The organism is Lentzea sp. NPDC060358, from assembly GCF_042725365.1.
In the GTDB taxonomy this organism is placed as follows: Bacteria; Actinomycetota; Actinomycetes; order Mycobacteriales; family Pseudonocardiaceae; genus Lentzea.
Genome location: NZ_JBHXCW010000031.1, coordinates 1 through 15,728, shown reverse-complemented (window position 1 = coordinate 15,728; position 15,728 = coordinate 1). Strand labels below are relative to the sequence as shown.

Sequence of the window (15,728 nt, the reverse complement as noted above, 5' to 3'; positions counted from 1 at the left end):
GACCTGTAACACCCGCTGTTTCCGGGTATTGAACCGCTGTCGGGGGCGTGGACACGATTCCGCCATGACGGGGCAGGACAACCAGGGGAACAGTTCGCCGCTCGTGCCGCCGAGGGACCGCGAGGTCGTCGACGAGTGGCTCGCGCGGATCACGGCGGTCGTCGGCAGCGGCGCGACCGAGGACAGTCCGGAGGCGTGCCGCACCGCCGCGGAGGCCGCGGAGGAGCTGAGCGCCTACCTCTGGATGCTCCGCGCCTCGCGCCGCCGAACGGCCTAATCAGGACCTGTTTTTCTGGCTCGATCCAGAGATACTCACTATCCCTGTGACCAGCGACGCAGTTCTCCAGATAGGGTGGGGTCGTTACTGCCAGACTGAACGCAAGGAGTCCGTCGTGACGGTTCGTGTAGGTGTCAACGGTTTCGGCCGCATCGGGCGCAACTTCTTCCGCGCCGTGAGGGCTGGCGGCCACGACATCGAGATCGTCGCGTTCAACGACCTCGGTGACGTCGCCACGATGGCGCACCTGCTGAAGTACGACAGCATCCTCGGTCGTCTGGACGCCGACGTGCAGGTCACCGATGAGGGCATCTCCGTGGACGGCAAGGTCATCAAGGCCCTCGCCGAGCGCGACCCGGGCAAGCTGCCCTGGAAGGACCTCGGCGTCGACGTCGTCGTCGAGTCGACCGGCTTCTTCACCGACGCCACCAAGGCCCGCGCGCACGTGGACGAGGGCGGCGCCAAGAAGGTCATCGTCTCCGCGCCCGCCAAGAACGAGGACCTCACCGTCGTCATCGGCGCGAACGAGGAGAAGCTCGACGGGTCGCAGACGATCATCTCGAACGCGTCCTGCACCACCAACTGCCTCGCGCCGCTGGCCAAGGTCCTCAACGACAGCTTCGGCATCGAACAGGGCCTCATGACCACGATCCACGCGTACACGCAGGACCAGAACCTGCAGGACGCGCCGCACAGCGACCTCCGCCGTGCCCGCGCCGCCGCGCTGAACATCGTCCCGACCTCCACGGGCGCCGCGAAGGCCATCGGCCTGGTGCTGCCGGAGCTCAAGGGCAAGCTCGACGGCTACGCGCTGCGCGTGCCGATCCCCACGGGCTCGGCCACCGACCTGACCGTCACGCTCAAGCGCGAGGTCACCGTCGACGAGGTCAACGCCGCCTACAAGGCCGCCGCCGAGGGCCCGCTGGCCGGCATCCTCAAGTACTCGGCCGACCCGATCGTGTCGGCCGACATCGTCACCGACCCGCACTCGTGCATCTACGACGCGCCGCTGACCAAGGTCATCGGCAACCAGGTCAAGGTCGTCGGCTGGTACGACAACGAGTGGGGCTACTCCAACCGCCTCGCGGACCTGGTCAAGCTCGTCGCCTCGAAGATCTGAGCCGGGAGCGGTTGAGTTGAAGACTCTCAGCGACCTGCTCGCCGAGGGTGTCGCAGGTCGGCGCGTCCTGGTGCGCGCCGACCTGAACGTCCCCCTGGATGGCGACAAGATCACCGACGACGGCCGCGTGCGCGCGTCGGTGCCGACGATCAAGGCCCTCGCCGGCGCGGGCGCCCGCGTGATCGTCACCGCGCACCTCGGCCGCCCCAAGGGCGAGCCGGACCCCAAGTTCTCCCTCGCTCCTGCCGCCGCTCGCCTCGGTGAGCTGCTCGGCACCGAGGTCGTGCTCGCGGAGGACCTCGTCGGCCCGTCCGCCACCTCCGTGGTCGGCTCGCTCGCCGACGGCGGCGTCGTGATGCTGGAGAACGTCCGCTTCGACGCCCGCGAGACCTCCAAGTCCGACGCGGAGCGCGCGGAGCTGGCCGACGAGCTGGCCTCGTTCGCCGACGCGTTCGTCTCCGACGGCTTCGGCGTCGTGCACCGCAAGCAGGCCTCCGTCTACGACGTGGCGCAGAAGCTGCCCGCCTACGTCGGTGGTCTCGTCGAGGCCGAGCTGGGCGTGCTGCGCAAGCTCACCGACGACCTCGAGCGCCCGTACGTCGTGGTGCTCGGCGGCGCGAAGGTCTCCGACAAGCTCGGCGTCATCGCGAACCTGCTCTCCAAGGTCGACAAGCTGCTCATCGGCGGCGGCATGGCCTACACGTTCCTCAAGGCCCAGGGCCACGAGGTCGGCACGTCGCTGCTGCAGTCCGACCAGCTCGACCAGGTGAAGGGCTTCCTCGCCGAGGCCGAGCAGCGCGGCGTCGAGCTAGTGCTGCCGGTCGACGTGCTCGTCACGGCCGAGTTCGGCGACATCGAGCACGAGGTCGTCGCGACCTCCGAGATCCCCGCGGACAAGATGGGCCTCGACATCGGCCCGACGTCCCGCGAGCTCTTCGCGTCGAAGCTCGCCGACGCCAAGACCGTGTTCTGGAACGGCCCGATGGGCGTCTTCGAGATCGAGACCTACTCCGGCGGCACCCGTGCCGTCGCCGAGGCCCTCGTGAAGTCCGACGCGTTCACCGTCGTCGGCGGCGGCGACTCGGCCGCGGCCGTGCGCGCGCTCGGCCTGCCCGAGGACGGTTTCTCGCACATCTCCACCGGCGGCGGCGCCTCCCTCGAGTTCCTCGAGGGCAAGGAGCTTCCCGGCATCAGCGTTCTGGAGTCGTAGATGGCAGCCCGGCTCCCGCTCATCGCGGGCAACTGGAAGATGAACCTCAACCACCTCGAGGCGATCGGCCTCGTGCAGAAGATCGCCTTCTCCCTGCCGGAGAAGTACTTCGCCAAGGTCGAGGTGGCCGTCCTCCCGCCGTTCGTCGACATCCGCAGCATCCAGACGCTGGTCGACGGCGACAAGCTGCTGATCAAGTACGGCGCGCAGGACATCTCGCAGCACGACTCCGGTGCCTACACCGGTGAGGTGTCGGGCCCGATGCTGAAGAAGCTCGCCTGCCACTACGTCGTGGTCGGCCACTCCGAGCGCCGCGAGTACCACGGCGAGACGGACGCGGTCGTCAACGCGAAGGTCAAGGCGGCGCTCAAGCACGAGGTCACGCCGATCTTCTGCTTCGGCGAGAAGCTCGACGTGCGCGAGGCCAAGGGGCACCTGGACCTGGTGCGCCGGCAGCTCGAGGACGGCCTGAAGGGCTTCTCCGCCGAGCAGGTCGCGAAGATCGTGTTCGCGTACGAGCCGGTGTGGGCGATCGGCACGGGCAAGACCGCGTCGTCCGCGGACGCGCAGGAGGTCTGCTCCGCGGTCCGCTCGTTCGTCGCCGAGAAGTACGGCGAGGAGACCGCGGCGGTCGTGCGCGTGCTCTACGGCGGTTCGGTGAAGTCGTCGAACATCGGCGAACTGATCCAGCAGAAGGACATCGACGGCGCGCTCGTCGGCGGTGCCAGCCTGCAGGCCGACGAATTCACCAAGCTGTGCGCCCTGGCCGCCGGCGGGCCTCTACCCTAAGTTGATCTGGATAAACGTCTAACCCCACTGGTTGCACACGTTCGGCAGTCGAACAGGTACTCTGTGGCGTCGGCTGCCTGACAGCGAGGAAGAAATGATCCTGTTCCTGCAGATCCTGTTGATCGTCACCAGCGTCCTGCTGGTGCTGCTCGTGCTCTTGCACCGCGGCCGTGGTGGCGGCCTTTCCTCGCTGTTCGGCGGCGGTATGCAGTCGAGTCTGTCCGGTTCCTCCGTTGTCGAGAAGAACCTCGACCGCCTGACGCTGTTCGTCGGCGCGGTCTGGATCATCGCCATCGTGGGCATCGGACTGCTGATCAAGCTCCCCGGAGCCTGATCAGCCGTTCAGCGGCAGAAGCCCTCCGGGGCTTGGGGTAACCACTTGGTGGGGGTGTAACGGTCGATGTCCGGTGGTAACGCGATTCGCGGTACCCGCGTCGGCGCAGGCCCGATGGGTGAGTCGGAGCGCGGCGAGTCCGCGCCCCGCCGTCGGGTGTCGTACTGGTGCGCGAACGGTCACGAGTCCCGGCCTTCCTTCGCGGTCGACGCGGAGGTTCCGGAGAACTGGGACTGCCCGCGCTGCGGCCTGCCGGCAGGTCGTGACGAGCAGACGCCACCCGCGCCTCCGCGCAACGAGCCGTACAAGACGCACCTTGCTTACGTGAAGGAGCGTCGGTCCGATGCCGACGGGGAGGCGATCCTCGAGGAGGCTCTCGCGAAGCTCCGGCGGCAGCGCGAGGAGCCGTAGGCTGTAGGCGGCTCCGGCAGAGCAACGGCAGAACAACGCGAAGGCCCCCTCCGGTCGCAGGAGGGGGCCTTTCGCGTTGTTCTCCGCCAGGCGCTACCGCCGAAGTCCTGCGAACTGCCTGCGCAGCATCGCCGCACCGATCAGCAGGAAGAAGAGCAGCACCACCAAGGTGCTCGTCGAGCCGCCCGACGAGCTCGACAGCGTCACGTCGATGTTGCCCACCAACGTGATTCCGCAGTCCGCCCGCACCTTGTGCCTGCCCGGTTCGATGTCCGTGAACTTCACCGGTGAGCGGAAGTTGCCGTTGTCGTCGGCCGTCGTCCGACCCACGTCCTGGCCCAGCGACTTGAGGGTGACGGTGGCGTTCTGCGGGCAGCCGGTGCCCATCGCCGTCAGGTCCTCGCCCGGCTGGATGTTCTCCTTGTCCAGCACCAAGACGCCCTCGGGGCCCGTCGGAACGCCCAGGGCGTCGGTGGACGACGGCGGCGCGGACGACGGGGTTTCCGTTGTCGTGGTGGTCGTCGGGGGAGTCGTGGTGGTCGTCGTGACCACCGGCGGGCGCGTGGTCACGGGCGGGTTGGTGACCGGTGGGTTCGTCACCGGTGGGGTGATGACCGCAGGGGTGGTCGTGGTGGTCACCGGGGGCCTCGGTGTCACGCGGAACGTGTTGCGGGCCAAGTGCTGGCACTCGTCGCTCGCCGTGTAGACGTACGAGCCTTCCCTGGTGCCCTGCGGGATGGTCGCGGTGACCGAACCGTTAGCCGACCAGGGGGCCGTGGCCAGTACGCTTCCAGCCCAGCCGATGCGGACGGTCCCCTTGCACCTGTAGAACGCTGACCAGGTGAAAGTCACGCTCGTGCCGGCCGGTCCGCTGGCCGGGGAGGCCGTCACCGCGGGCGGCTGCTGCGCGGCCGCCGGTGCGGCGGCCAGCACCGTAACACCGGCCACGATGGCCGCGAGTAAGCCTGAAGACCGCATTTCCACTCCCCGGATCGAACCTAAGGTGCGCGCTAGTGAGACGTCGCTTGGCCGGTGCAGGTTTACTGCTGTGCTGCGGAATTATGCTGGCACCGCCAACGGCGGCCGCACAGGGTGGTTCCGTTCTGCTCGAGGCCGATGTGGACGGCAGACCGGTCGGGGTGGGCAACCTGGTGCTCAGGCCCGCGGACACCGCCAAGGTCTCCATCACGGTTCGCAACGGCACCGACACCGTGCAGCGCGTCAAGACCGTGCGGATCAGCGGGTCCGCGTTGGCGTTGACCTTCTTCGCCTACGACACAACGGTTCCGTTCGACGTTCCGCCGCGGTCGGCCGAGACGCGGTCGTTCCCGCTCGACCCGTCCGACCTCGGGTCGCAGGCCACCGGGTTGCTGCCGACCACCATCGAGGTCATCGACGTGCAGCGGGAGACCATCGCCTCCGTCGAGACGACCGGGGACGTCAAGGGGTCGCTGTGGTCGGTCTACGGGGCGTTCGGGCTGGGGGTGCTCGTGCTGACGGCGTTGTCGTGGGCCGGGGCGCTCATCGCGCTGGCGCGGCGGCGGTTGCCCGCCAACCGGTGGCAGCGGGCCATGCGGTTCCTGCCCGCCGGGATCGGGACCGGGCTCGTCGCGGTCATCTCGTTGTCGGTGCTGCGGCTGGTGGCGCCGTCGCCGGCGGCCGAGATCCCGTTCATCGCCGGGGCGGCGGCCGCCGCGTTCGCCCTCGGGTACCTCACACCGCACCAGGAGGAGCGCCGGCGGTCCTCAGTGGACGCGGACACGGTGAGGTTCGCGCGGTGAACCAGTCCAGCGTGGTCGCCGCCCTGCCCCAGTACGCCGTCGGCGAGCAGATCGGCGAGGGCGGGATGGGGGTCGTCTACGGCGGTGTGCACCGGCAGCTCGGGCGGCCCGTGGCGATCAAGCGGCTGCCGCACGCCGTGGCCGAGGACCCGCGGATGAGCGAGCGGTTCGAGCACGAGGCGCGGCTGCTCGCGCGGCTCGACCACCCGCACATCGTGCCCGTCTACGACTACGTGCGGCAGCAGGGCGAGCACCTGCTGGTGATGGAACGGCTCGACGGCGGCACGGTCTGGTCGCGGTTCGCGGGCGACGGGCTCACCGCGCAGCAGTCGTGCGCGATCGTGCTGGCGGCGCTGTCCGGGCTGCACGCGGCGCACGAGGCGGGCGTGCTGCACCTCGACGTGAAGCCGAAGAACCTGCTCTTCACCTCCCAGGGCGTGGTGAAGGTGGCGGACTTCGGCATCTCCCAGGTCGTGTCGGAGGGCGCGACGCTCGTGACGCACGGCGGCGCGGTGCTCGGCACGCCCGCCTACATCGCGCCGGAACAGGCGATGGGCAACGCGTTGACGCCCGCCGCCGACGTCTACGCGACCGGCACGATGCTCTACGAGCTGCTGTGCGGCGACCTGCCGTTCGAACGCGGAGGCGGGCCGCTCGCGATGATCCAGAAGCGCGTCCACCAGGACCCGCGGCCGCTGCGCAACGTGCCGGAACCGCTGGCGGGAGTGGTGATGCGCAGCATCGCGCGCGACCCGCTGGCGCGCTACCGCAACGCCGAGACGTTCGCGATCGACCTCGCGGGCGCCGCGGGCCACCTGTTCGGCCCGGACTGGCTGGTGCGCCTCGCGATGCCGGTGCACCTCGCGCCGCAGGTGTCCTCGTCGTCCACCCGCCGGTCGTTGCGGCCGGTCGAGCGCGACACGGTGTCCCTGGCGCAGCAACCGATCCGCGCCACGCTGGTCGACCCGGTGCCGGCCGCGCGGCTGAGCGGCAGCAGCACGCTGGTGCCCGCCGCGCAGGTGCTCAGGCCGCCGTCGTCGCCGTGGCTGCTGTGGCTCGTGGCGGCGGTCGCGCTGGTTGCGGTGGTCGTCGTGCCGTTCCTGGCCACCGGCCGCGGGCTGCCCGTGGTGATCCAGAGCCTCGCCGACCCGGTGCGGGAGCAGGGGAACCAGCTCGTGGTGAGCCTCGCCGGCGTCGAGCTCGCGGACGTGCCGCGCGGGGACGGCGGGTTCGTGCTGCCGGGCGCCACGCGGTGGATCGTGGGCGGCGCGGTCACGGCGTCGGCCGACGGGCGGGAGTTCCTGCTCGTGTCGAACCAGACGCCGTGGCTGAGCCTCATGGGCACCGGGTCGGCGTTGCTGCTGCTGTTCACGCTGGCGTACCTGGAGTCGAACCTGCGGGCGTTGCGGCGCCGGCAGACCGGGATGGCCGCGGTGATCGCGTCGGTGCCGCTCGGCCTCGGCCTGGGGCTCTCGGTGTGGCTGCTCGTGTCCGTGCTGCTGGAGCACGAGCCGACGACTCCGGTCGCCCTCACCTGCGCGGTGCTCGGCGCGGCGGCGGCCCTCAGCGCGTCGCTGGCTTCCAAGCCCGCCTGACCGCGGGTGCGGTCAGCCGCCGACCACGCGCTCCTTCGGGAACGACGCCGTGACCAGGAAGCCGCCGTCCTCGGTCGGTCCCGCCGAGAACTCGCCGCCGAGCAGCGTGGCGCGCTCGCGCAGGCCGACCAGGCCGTGACCGCCGCTGGGCAGGGCCGGCGACGGGCTGGACGGCGCGGTGTTGCGCACCTCGACCAGCACGTTGTCGTCGTACTGCGCGTCGATGAGCACGGTCGCGCTCGCGCCCACGGCGTGCTTGCGGATGTTGGTCAGCGCCTCCTGCACGGTCCGGTAGACCGCGCCGGACACCGGTGACGTGAGGTCCTCCACCGGGCCCTTGAGCTGGATCTTCACCTCGAAGCCCGCGTCGGCGGCCAGGTCGGGCAGCTCGTCGACGCCGGGCTGGTTGTCGTCGGTGGTGCGCAGGACCGACACGAGGTGGCGGAGCTCGTCGAGCGTGCGCGTCGACAACGTGCGGATGGTGCCCGCGACCTGCTTGTGCTCGGCGTCCGCGACGGCCATGCGCAGCGCGCCGGCCTGCATCGCGATGAGGCTCACCTGGTGCGAGACGACGTCGTGCATCTCGCGGGCGAGTTTGGCCCGCTCGTCGGCGCGGATGGCGTGCGCGTGGAGCACGCGTTCTCGCTCCCGCGACTCCGCGAGCTCGGCTATCCGGGCGGAGAGCTCCTGGCGCGCGTGGGCGAGCAGGCCGATCGCGATCGGCAGCCCCGCCACCAGGAAGCCGTAGATGGCCGAGTGGAAGTGACCCGACGCCGGCCTCTCGATCAGCTCCTGCGGGGGCCACGCCACGAACCGGCACAGCCACACGAGGGCGGCCGCGAGACCCGTCTGCCAGCCACCGACGTAGCGGCGGGCGACCGAGTACAGGGCGATCATCGCCGCGAGCTGCGACCAGCCGACGAAGAAGCCGGGGATCGTCAGCACGAGCGTGACGAACGGGAACCGGCGGCGCAGCACCAGCGCTGCGACCGCGACCCAGTTGAGCCAGACCTGGTAGGTCTCGACCGGCGGGAGGTCCGTGCTGGGATCGGCCTCCATCCACAGGCCGAGCAGCCAGACGTCCAGCACGGCGAGGAAGATCAACGCGAGGTCCACGAGCAGCTCGCGGTAGTCGATCTGCCACCGGCTGGTTCCGGCCGGGGTCTCCTCCGACCGTCTGGCCGGGAGCAGCGTAGTGGTCAGGTTCCGACCTCCCCTGTGCGCCTTCCGGCCCTCACCGTACTGCGCATATGCAGCGGTTGGCATTGGCTGCCCCTTTACCCCGACCTGCCCCGTCAGGGGGTAAGACGCCCGCACACGCGAATCGGTACGCGGCTCCTCTCACATATGTGCTACCGCACACGTCCGTGCGGACGCGTGCGGTAGTCACAGCGCTACCCGCGGGGTGTCACGAGCAGGTCTTCCAGCTGAACTGGTAGGTCGTGTCGATGGCGCCGTCGGTCGAGTCCATCGAGACGAAACTGGTCGTCGTGGCCGTGTTGGACGTGCCGGGGTAGACCCGGAGCTCGGTGTTGATGTTGAAGTTCCGCTTCTCGCCACAGGGGCTGTAGACGATCGCGGCGACCTCGGTGGTGTCGGTGGCCTGCCAGTCGTCGCTGTGCGGGCCGTTGTAGCGGTGCTGCGCGGAGTCGTTCTGCGACATGCCCTGGAAGTAGTAGTTGGCCTTCTGGATCGCGTAGGCGCCGCGCTCCAGGTGCGCGAAGCCGCGGTAGTCGGCCTGGGCGATGCCGTAGGTGAAGCCCTGCGGCACGTTGACTCTCAGGTTGAGCTGGCAGTTCTTCCGGAAGGCCGTGGCCGGGGCGCCGACACCGACCTGGGCGAGGTAGTCGCTGTAGGTGACGGTGAACGCCTTGTTGTCCTCGGACACCGCGACGGCGGCCGTGCCCGCCGGGCAGCCGGAGCCGTTGACGGTGACGATGTCGATGGTGATGTGGTCGGGCGGCGGCGTCTCGTTGGGAGCGCCGCCGGGCGGGACGATGATGGCCGAGGTGAGCAGGGCAGCGGCAACCGCGTTGAGCATGGTGGACCTTTCCGACGCGACTCGCAGGGTGGGGCGGCGGCGGAGGAAATCAGGCGGCGGCCTGGCGGGAAAATCAGCAGCGCTTCCAGGAGAAGTGATACAGCGTGCGCACTTCCCCGCGCGTGTAGTCCATCGTCAGGAAACTATTCGTATTCGCATCCGAGGTGCCCTTGTTCACCAGCAGCGAGCTGTTGACGTTGAGATTCTTCTTCTCGCCGCAAGGTGCGTAGACGATGTCCGCGAACTCCGTTCGATGCGTGATCGACCAGTTGTCGTCGAACGGGCCGGTGAAGTTGTGCTTCCAGGTGTTGGTCTCCGATTGGCCCTGGAAGTAGTAATTCACCGCCTGGTACCCGGTGGCGCCCCGCTGGAGGTGCCCGTACCCGGCGTAGGTGGCCTCGGCGATGCCGTAGGTGAAGCCCTGCGGGATGTTGATCTGCAGGTTGAGCTGGCAGTTCTTCCGAACGTCCGCCGCAGGCGCGCCTTTGCCGGTCTGGGCGAGGTAATCGCTGTAGATCACCCAGAACGAGGTGTTGTCCGACGAGACGACCACCTCGGCGGTGCCCTGCTTGCACCCGGAACCGTTCACCGTCACCACGTCGACCGTCACCCGCTCCGTGGGTACCACCTCGGCGTGCGCGGGCGTGGACGACAATGTGAACAGCACGGCCAGAGCGGCTGCTGCCGTCGCTTTGCGCATGAAGTTGGCCTTTCCTGGTGCCTTTCTCAGCGTGGAGCGGCAGCGGTGCCGCGAAGGTTAGCGCAGACCCTCGACCAATGGTGTGATCCAAATGGACCATGTCATCCTGATGGAGCAGTTCGTGGAGAATTTCCAAAAATGTCGGGTGACCTGGTGCTGAGGACACGAATAGTTTCCGGCATACTTGCCCGCATGTCGCAAGCTGGGCTGGTGCTCGTGGTCGAGGACGAGGACCCCGTGCGGAGGTACACCGTGAGCCTGCTCGAGGAGCTGGGGTTCGCAGTCGTGCAGGCCAGCGACGGCGTCGAGGCGATCGGGATCCTGCGCGAACGCCACGCGGAGATCCGCGCGATGCTGCTCGACCACAGCATGCCGGGCCTGTCCGGCGAGGAGGTGCTGGCCCAGCTGGAGCGCGAGGACCTGATGGTGCCGGTCGTGCTGACCAGCGGCTACGACCGCACGTCGCTCGAACGCCGGTTCGCGGGCCACGAGGTGGCGGGCTACCTGCAGAAGCCGTTCCGCATCGAGACGCTGGACGAGACGGTCCGCGCCGCGATGGGCCGCCGTGCTCAGGCCTCCTGAGTCAGCACCTGCTTCACGCGTTCCAGCAGGTCCGTCTCCGCGTACGGCTTGGTGATCAGCACCTCGTCGTCGAGGACCTCGTCGGTCGTGTAGCCGGACATGTAGATCACCGCGGGCGCCACGCCGGTCGAGCGCAGCAGCCGGACCAGCTCCGGCCCGCCCATCTTCGGCATCACCACGTCGGTGAGCACCAGGTCGATCGTGCTGCGGTGCGCGGTGGCGAGCTGCAGCGCCTGCTGGCCGTCGCCCGCCTCGACCACCGCGTAGCCCGCCGTCTCGAGCGAGCGGCGGGTCATGGCCCGCACCTGGGCGTCGTCCTCGACGAGCAGCACGGTGCCGGCGCCGCGGTGCGCCACCGGGCGGCGGGTGTACGGGGCCTCCGGCGTGCCGCCCCGCTCGACCGGCACCGGCAGGTAGACCTCGACGGTCGTGCCCAGCCCCGGCGCGCTGATCAGCTCGATCTGGCCGCCCGACTGCTGCACGATGCCGAACACCGTCGACAGGCCGAGGCCCGTGCCCTTGCCGATCGGCTTGGTGGTGAAGAACGGCTCGAAGACCTGCGCCTGCACGTCCGCCGCCATGCCCGCACCGGTGTCCTGGACCCGCAGCACGACGTACTCGCCCGGCCGCACGCCCACGATCCGGCCCGTGTCGCCCGCGCCGATCGCGGCGTCCTCCACGGACACGCGGAGCACGCCGCCGTCGGGCATCGCGTCGCGCGAGTTCACGGCCAGGTTGAACAGGATCTGCTCCACCTGGCCCGCATCCGCCCACACCCGTGCCACGGTCTCCGGCAGGTCGACCTCCAGCTCGATGTGGTCGCCGACGAGCGTGCGCAACATCGAGTGGACCTTCGTCAGGTTCTCCCTCAGGTCCAGCGACTCGGGGTGCAGGACCTGCTGGCGGGTGAACGCGAGCAGCTGCCGGGTGAGGTTCGCGGCCCGCTCACCCGCGTGCCGGATGTCCTCGATCGCCGTGCGGCGCGGGTCGTCCGGGAGGGTGCGCCGCAGCAGCATCTCGCTGTTGCCGTTCACGACCGTGAGGATGTTGTTGAAGTCGTGCGCGATGCCCCCGGTCAACCGGCCGATGGCCTCCATCTTCTGCGCGTGGCGCAGTTGGGCCTCGGTCTCGCCGACGCGTTCCTCGAGCCGGGCGCGCGCGTCCTTCAGCTCCTGCATCAGCCGGATGCCGCGCAACGCGCTGCTCAGCTGCTGCTGCACGGCCTCGTACATCCAGCCGAGCTCCGGGCCCTCCTCGAAGAGGACGTACCCGAGGTGCTCCTCGTCGGTGAAGAGCGGGGCGACCAGGGCGCTGAACGGCTTGTCGCGCCGGAACGGGTACGGCGTGAGGTTGATGGCCGGGAACGGGGTGTCCGGCACGTCCTTGAGCTCACCGTTCTCGTAACGGACGAGCGCGCGTGCCGTGCCCGCCGTGTCGTACTCCATGACGTGGCAGCCGGGGATGCCCAGGCGCGGCAGTTCGTGCGTGAGGGCCTTGGTCAGCTCGTCGACGTCCCGTGACGCGATGAGCCGTTGCCCTGCTTGGCGGATCGTCTGGTCGTGACGCTCGTTCGAGAGATAGGTGAACCGTGCGTCCGTGGCGAACGCGTCGCCGACGAGGAGCTGCACGCGCAACCACAGGTCGTTGATGATCGCCACGTCGCTGATGCGCGTCGTCACGAACCGGTGCAGGTCGAACAGCGGCGGCCACCACCGCGCCGCCTCGCACCCGGCGCGCGCGCTCGCACGGATGTACTCGGCCAGCAGCTTGAGGAACTCCGCCCCCTCGACCTCACCGCGGCCCGCGGCCATCAGCTCGACGATCAGCTGCTCCGCCCACCCGTCCGGCAGTGCGGCGGACGACTGCCCGAGCGACTCGCGCAGGTGGTCGGCCACCGTCGCCGCGGTCGCGGACTCGGACAGCGTCAGCCGGCCGTGCGCGGGGGCGTGGTCGCCCAGTCCCGACGGCAGGCAGCCGCACGAGCGCCGCACGATCAGCTCGGTCGCCATCGTCTGCAGCCGCGGCGTCGGCTCACCGCGCACCAGCGCCCGCGCCAGCCCGGCCGCCCGGAAGCCCATCTCGTGGAACGGCGCCCTGACCGTGGTGAACGCGGGCGTCGCCGCGTCGATGTTCACGTTGCGCAGCATCCACGACACCGGGCTGCCGGTGACGAAACCGAGGTCGTGCGTGCGGACGTTCGTGTGGTTGTCGTACCCGACCACCGCGACGTCCTCGGGGATGCGGAAACCCAGTTCCTCCAGCGCCGACACCACGCCGCTGGCGTAGTCGTCGTTGGCGGCGGCGATCGCGTCCGGTGGCTCGTCCACGCTCGCGATCAACCGGCGCACGGCATCGGCAGCCGTGCGCGGGTCCCAGACGAACGATCCGTGCGTCGTCACGAGAGAGGGGTCGACCGAGATGCCGTGCTTGCGCAACGAGTCCATGTAGCCCCGGAACCGCTCGTGCGCACCAGCGTGCGACTGCGGCCCTCGGACGAACGCGATCCGCCGTTTGCCGTGCACCTCGATGAGATGGTCGACGGCTTGTTCCATGCCGTGGCGGTTGTTCATGACGATGGACGGCCACTGCCCGAGGGTGGTCTCGACGCTGACCATGGGCATCGGCGCGTACCGCGTCATGTACTCCGGCAGGTCGTCGCCGACGAGCTGCCCGACGCGGGTGGACCACACGACGAGCGCATCGATGCGGTTCGTCGAGATGAGGTCGAAGACCCTGTTGGCCCGGCGCTGGTGCGGATCGGGGTGGTTCATCTCGGTGCCCACGAAGCACACGAGGTCGCAGCCGAAGTGCCGCGCGCCATCGCTCACACCGCGCCACTGCTCGCCCGCGAGCTCGATGAGCGGGCCAGCGGTGATCATCCCGATGGTGGGCCGTCGCCTCGCACTGCCGTTCGCCACAAAACCCCCGCTACTCAACGCGTTTCGGGATGATACGCGTTGTCGGGAGGAATGTTCGCCGCGTGAGCGGGTGCCATGCCGGCGAAACCGGCGCGTGACCCGTTGCCGACGCCGCCCGCCGGTGGCGCCCGGGAACCGGTGTCCGGCAGATCCGCGAGGAGCGGCCCCGTCACCTGATCGCCGGTGTCAGGCAAGCGCTTTCCGCTACCGAACGTGCTGGGAGCACTGGAGATTCGCCCAAGTCCACCAACCGGAACCGGTGGCCGTTGGGCGGGTCGAGCGACTCGGCTGGACACAAACGTCCGGGTGCTGGAACTCTCGGACGCATCGCGAGGTGGTGACGAATGCGCGCAACCCGACGCCGTTTCGACCTGTCCGCCGTGTCCGAGCTGCTGCTCGCCGTACCGACGGTGCTGAGCAGCCTGCTGATCGTGACGGTGCTGGGCAAGCCCGTCACACCGCAGTCGCCCTGGGTGTTCCCCGTGCTGTGGCTGGTGTCCGGTGTCGTGGTGTTCCTGCCGGTCACGGACGGGGTGCTGGCGTTGCTGGTGCACCGGTTGCGCCGGCCCACGCGGTCGGAGAGCCGGGTTCTGGTGCCGCTGCTGGAATCCGTGTGCGACGCGGCCGCGCTCGACCCCCGGCGCTACCGGTTGCTGATCCAGAACTCCCGCGAGATCAACGCGATGGCCGTCGGCGGTCGCGTCGTCGGGGTGTCCACGGCGGCGCTCGCGCTGCCGCCCCGCCAGCTCGAGGCGGTGCTGGCGCACGAGGTCGGGCACCACCTCGCCGGGCACACCAGGGTGTCGTTGCTGCGGTGGTGGTACGAGCTGCCGGCCCGGCTCGCGGTGTCGCTCGTGTTCCTCGTCGGCTGGGGTGTGCTCGCCGCCGGGGCGGCGGTGAAGACCCGGTTCGCGATGGTGGTGTCGCTGCTGCTGGTGGCCGCGCTGGCCGTCGTGGCGGTCGCCGCCAGCCCGTGGGTGCTGCTGGTGCCGGTGATCGCACCGCTGCTCGCGCTGACGAGCAGGCGCGCGGAGCTGCACGCCGACCGGGTCGCGGCCGAGCTGGGCTACGGGCCGCTGCTGCTGGAGGTGTTGCAGCGCTGGCGCAACGAGGGCCACGACGTGCTGCGCGCCCGTGCCGGGTTCAAGGCGCGGATGCTCGCCTCGCACCCGTCGTGCACGTCGCGGATCAGCAAGCTCGTGCAGACGAGAACGGCCCCCGCGCCGAAGCACGGGGGCCGTCACCGGCTCAAGCCGACGGGGGTGTGAACGCGTCCGGCACCGCCGCGGCGGCCGCCGAGTCGAGCAGCCACAACGTCCGCCGGCGCCCCAGGGCGCCCGCGGCCGGCAGCTGCACCTCATTCGCGCCGTCCAGCGCCGACGCCACCGCGCCGGCCTTGGCGGCACCGGTCGTCATCAGCCAGACCTCCTGCGCGCACCGCACCGACGCGAGTGTCAGCGAGACGCGCGTGGGCGGGGGCTTCGGGCAGTCGCGCACCGCGACGACGGTCCGCACCTTCTCGTGCACCGCGGGGGAGTCGGGGAACACCGACGCCACGTGGCCCTCTTCGCCGACGCCCAGCATGCACACGTCGAACGTCGGCACGTCACCGTGGTCCTCCGGCCGCGCGAGCGAGGCGAGCACCGCGGCGTAGGCCTCGGCCGCCGCCTCCGGGTCGTCGCCGAACTCGCCGTCGGACGGCGCCATCACGTGCACGCGCGACGGGTCGAGCGGCACGTGGTCGAGCAGCGCCGCCCTGGCCTGGGTCTCGTTGCGCTCCGGGTGCCCGGAGGGCAGGAAGCGCTCGTCGCCCCAGAACAGGTCGACGCGGGACCAGTCGACGGCGTCGCGCGCGCCGGTCTGGTTCAGGTGCTCCAGGACGGCGGTGCCGGTGCGCCCGCCGGTCAGCACGACCGACGCGACACCGCGGGCGGTCTGCGCGTCGACGATGGCGGTGACCAGGCGGGCCG

16 protein-coding genes are annotated in these 15,728 nt (G+C 70.0%); 10 read left to right on the top strand and 6 right to left on the bottom strand.

What is annotated here, in order from left to right:
- Window positions 1–64 precede the first annotated feature (64 nt).
- From ACFWGZ_RS09670 to ACFWGZ_RS09645, 6 genes are all read left to right on the top strand, one after another.
- Entirely contained in the window at window positions 65–277 is a 213-nt protein-coding gene (locus ACFWGZ_RS09670; protein ID WP_382451060.1) for a hypothetical protein, read from the top strand.
- A 115-nt stretch (window positions 278–392) separates the two neighbouring features.
- The gene (gene gap, locus ACFWGZ_RS09665) at window positions 393–1,397 is read left to right on the top strand and encodes a type I glyceraldehyde-3-phosphate dehydrogenase (RefSeq protein ID WP_382451059.1); all 1,005 of its coding nucleotides are present in this window, start codon (window positions 393–395) and stop codon (window positions 1,395–1,397) included.
- Between the two features lie 16 nt (window positions 1,398–1,413).
- Window positions 1,414–2,607, top strand: a complete 1,194-nt coding sequence (locus ACFWGZ_RS09660; protein ID WP_382451058.1) for a phosphoglycerate kinase — start codon at window positions 1,414–1,416, stop codon at window positions 2,605–2,607.
- A complete protein-coding gene (gene tpiA / locus ACFWGZ_RS09655; RefSeq protein ID WP_382451057.1) occupies window positions 2,608–3,396 on the top strand; it encodes a triose-phosphate isomerase in 789 nt (262 codons plus the stop codon).
- 94 nt (window positions 3,397–3,490) lie between these two features.
- Window positions 3,491–3,730 (top strand): preprotein translocase subunit SecG, encoded by a 240-nt coding sequence (gene secG / locus ACFWGZ_RS09650; protein ID WP_382451056.1) that lies wholly within the window; start codon window positions 3,491–3,493, stop codon window positions 3,728–3,730.
- Window positions 3,731–3,796: 66 nt separating this feature from the next.
- Window positions 3,797–4,141, top strand: coding sequence for an RNA polymerase-binding protein RbpA (locus ACFWGZ_RS09645; protein WP_030470277.1), 345 nt, complete (start codon window positions 3,797–3,799; stop codon window positions 4,139–4,141).
- Between the two features lie 93 nt (window positions 4,142–4,234).
- Here ACFWGZ_RS09645 and ACFWGZ_RS09640 read toward each other — a convergent pair whose 3' ends face one another.
- Window positions 4,235–5,119 carry a hypothetical protein gene (locus tag ACFWGZ_RS09640; protein WP_382451055.1) on the bottom strand — a complete coding sequence of 295 codons (885 nt, stop codon included), beginning with the start codon at window positions 5,117–5,119 and terminating at the stop codon, window positions 4,235–4,237.
- A gap of 83 nt (window positions 5,120–5,202) precedes the next feature.
- Between ACFWGZ_RS09640 and ACFWGZ_RS09635 the strand changes: the two genes are divergently transcribed.
- Window positions 5,203–5,922: a hypothetical protein gene (locus ACFWGZ_RS09635; RefSeq protein ID WP_382451054.1), complete on the top strand. Its 720-nt coding sequence runs from the start codon at window positions 5,203–5,205 to the stop codon at window positions 5,920–5,922.
- The gene (locus ACFWGZ_RS09630) at window positions 5,919–7,517 is read left to right on the top strand and encodes a serine/threonine-protein kinase (protein WP_382451053.1); all 1,599 of its coding nucleotides are present in this window, start codon (window positions 5,919–5,921) and stop codon (window positions 7,515–7,517) included. The genes ACFWGZ_RS09635 and ACFWGZ_RS09630 overlap by 4 nt, the downstream gene beginning before the upstream one ends.
- Before the next feature lie 12 nt (window positions 7,518–7,529).
- Here ACFWGZ_RS09630 and ACFWGZ_RS09625 read toward each other — a convergent pair whose 3' ends face one another.
- The 3 genes from ACFWGZ_RS09625 to ACFWGZ_RS09615 all read right to left on the bottom strand — a co-directional run bounded on the left by ACFWGZ_RS09625 (window position 7,530) and on the right by ACFWGZ_RS09615 (window position 10,168).
- Window positions 7,530–8,783, bottom strand: a complete 1,254-nt coding sequence (locus ACFWGZ_RS09625) for a sensor histidine kinase (protein WP_382451052.1) — start codon at window positions 8,781–8,783, stop codon at window positions 7,530–7,532.
- Window positions 8,784–8,925: 142 nt separating this feature from the next.
- Window positions 8,926–9,558 carry a DUF4360 domain-containing protein gene (locus ACFWGZ_RS09620; RefSeq protein WP_382451051.1) on the bottom strand — a complete coding sequence of 211 codons (633 nt, stop codon included), beginning with the start codon at window positions 9,556–9,558 and terminating at the stop codon, window positions 8,926–8,928.
- Between the two features lie 73 nt (window positions 9,559–9,631).
- Window positions 9,632–10,168, bottom strand: coding sequence for a DUF4360 domain-containing protein (locus ACFWGZ_RS09615; protein WP_382451050.1), 537 nt, complete (start codon window positions 10,166–10,168; stop codon window positions 9,632–9,634).
- Between the two features lie 282 nt (window positions 10,169–10,450).
- Between ACFWGZ_RS09615 and ACFWGZ_RS09610 the strand changes: the two genes are divergently transcribed.
- The gene (locus tag ACFWGZ_RS09610) at window positions 10,451–10,840 is read left to right on the top strand and encodes a response regulator (RefSeq protein ID WP_382451049.1); all 390 of its coding nucleotides are present in this window, start codon (window positions 10,451–10,453) and stop codon (window positions 10,838–10,840) included.
- Here ACFWGZ_RS09610 and ACFWGZ_RS09605 read toward each other — a convergent pair.
- On the bottom strand, window positions 10,828–13,719 hold the full coding sequence (locus ACFWGZ_RS09605; protein WP_382451048.1) for a substrate-binding domain-containing protein: 2,892 nt from the start codon (window positions 13,717–13,719) through the stop codon (window positions 10,828–10,830). The genes ACFWGZ_RS09610 and ACFWGZ_RS09605 overlap by 13 nt on opposite strands.
- Before the next feature lie 383 nt (window positions 13,720–14,102).
- On the opposite strand from ACFWGZ_RS09605, the gene ACFWGZ_RS09600 reads away from it, so the two are divergent.
- A complete protein-coding gene (locus ACFWGZ_RS09600; RefSeq protein WP_382451047.1) occupies window positions 14,103–15,026 on the top strand; it encodes a M48 family metalloprotease in 924 nt (307 codons plus the stop codon).
- Here the strand turns inward: ACFWGZ_RS09600 and pgl are convergent.
- Window positions 15,007–15,728: 6-phosphogluconolactonase (gene pgl, locus ACFWGZ_RS09595; RefSeq protein WP_382451046.1), on the bottom strand; the 722-nt coding region annotated here is incomplete at its 5' end. The two genes, ACFWGZ_RS09600 and pgl, sit on opposite strands and share 20 nt — an antisense overlap.